Source organism: Mesorhizobium sp. (assembly GCF_024509055.1).
Lineage (GTDB): Bacteria > Pseudomonadota > Alphaproteobacteria > Rhizobiales > Rhizobiaceae > Mesorhizobium.
This window is the reverse complement of the sequence record NZ_JANINM010000354.1, coordinates 1-1,595: the sequence shown is the minus strand read 5'-3', so window position 1 is coordinate 1,595 and position 1,595 is coordinate 1. Positions and strand designations below refer to the sequence as shown.

2 protein-coding genes are annotated in these 1,595 nt (G+C 65.2%); one reads left to right on the top strand and one right to left on the bottom strand.

The features are described 5' to 3' along the window. Window positions 1-189: 189 nt before the first annotated feature. Window positions 190-594, bottom strand: coding sequence for a glyoxalase/bleomycin resistance/extradiol dioxygenase family protein (locus tag Q0L57_RS15175; RefSeq protein ID WP_296743906.1), 405 nt, complete (start codon window positions 592-594; stop codon window positions 190-192). Between the two features lie 97 nt (window positions 595-691). On the opposite strand from Q0L57_RS15175, the gene Q0L57_RS15170 reads away from it, so the two are divergent. Continuing rightward, a complete protein-coding gene (locus Q0L57_RS15170) occupies window positions 692-1,390 on the top strand; it encodes a YafY family protein (RefSeq protein ID WP_296743905.1) in 699 nt (232 codons plus the stop codon). Window positions 1,391-1,595 lie beyond the last annotated feature (205 nt).

Genomic DNA, 1,595 nt, shown 5'->3' with positions numbered 1-1,595 from the left:
GCCATCATTCGCGACAAAACCGCATTCGCATGAACACAGTTGCCATGCCGTGACGATCGCCGACGAATGCGGCCAATCAGAATTCCGCACCCGTTGCAACGCTCCCAGATCAAGGCATGGATCCCAGGGTCTGCGCGCGTCGCTTCGCTCCTTGCTCCGCCCTAGGATGACGAAGGTGAAGGTTCGCCCTCACCTATCGAACTTCGCAATCGCCTCCGCCTTCACCGGCGTGAAGAAATTCACCAGATTGCCGTCCGGGTCGCGAAACAGCAGCGAGCGGTTGCCCCAGGGCATCGTGGTCGGCGCCTGCACCAGCGCGCCTTCGATAAGACCGCCCAACCGCCGGTATTCCTCATCCACATCGGCGACGCGGAATTCGATGATCGTCGTGCGGTTGGCGGCGGGGCTCGCGACATGGTCGCCGCCGAATAGCTGAAGCGTGCGCGTGCTGCCGATGGCGAGCGTGCCGGCATCGGTGGCGAGCTCGGCGAAGTCCTCGGTGTAGCGGGTGAGTTTCGCGTCGGTCGCCTTTTCGTAGAAGTCGACAAGCCGCCCGACGTCGGCGGTGATGATGCGGGTCGAGACGAAATTCATCAGGTCTTTCCTTCCTTGGTCGTGAGCGCGTTGCGGCGCCGTGACCCGTCTTGTGGACCATCCCTGCTGCCACCATAGTGGCAACAGGAGACATGCCGTGCGCCGCGCCGACAGATTGTTCCAGATCATCCAGATCCTGCGACGCTCGCCTCGCCCGATCACAGCCAGCCAGATCGCCGAGGAACTCGAGACGTCGCGCCGTTCCGTCTATCGCGACATCGCCGACCTGATGGGACAGCGCGTGCCGATCCGCGGTGAGGCCGGCCTCGGCTATGTGCTCGACCGCGATTACGACATGCCGCCGCTGATGCTGACGCCGGACGAGCTGGAGGCCGCCGTGCTCGGCGCGCAATGGGTGGCCGACAAGGGTGACGCTGTGCTGGCAGGCGCGGCGCGCGACCTGATCGCCAAGATCGCCACCGTGGTGCCGGAGCGGTTGCGGCCCTTCGTCAGTCAGCCCAGTGTCGGCGCGCCGCTCAGCCGGGCGAGCCTGCCGGACGGGCTCGACATCGCGCGGGCTCGGGCGTCGATCCGCGAGGGCCGCAAGATCCGCATCCGCTACCGAAACGAGCGAAACGAGGAGAGCGAACGCGTCATCTGGCCGACGATGATCGGCTATGCCGAGACGGTGCGGCTGCTGGCGGCCTGGTGCGAGCTGCGCCAGGATTTCCGCCATTTCCGGACAGACCGCATCAGCGCCGCGACCTTTCTCGACGAGCGCATCGGCTGCCGTCCAGGCGAGCTGCGCAACCGCTGGAAGCGCCACATGGAAGCGCAAGGCCTGCGCCTGCCTTAGCCAGGCCAAGTGTCCCGGCCTTACCGAAAAGTGGGTTGCCGGCTTAGGGCTGGTTGCGAAGCTAGCGCATGGGCGGCAGCCAAATCTTGCCAGGGGCGATAGGTGTTCGAGCGAAATGGCATTAATGTGCCAGGTCCGGGGACGGCACGCATGGATTTCAGCACAGGCCACGGCTACTTGCTCATCGGCGGCCTCATCCTGGTCG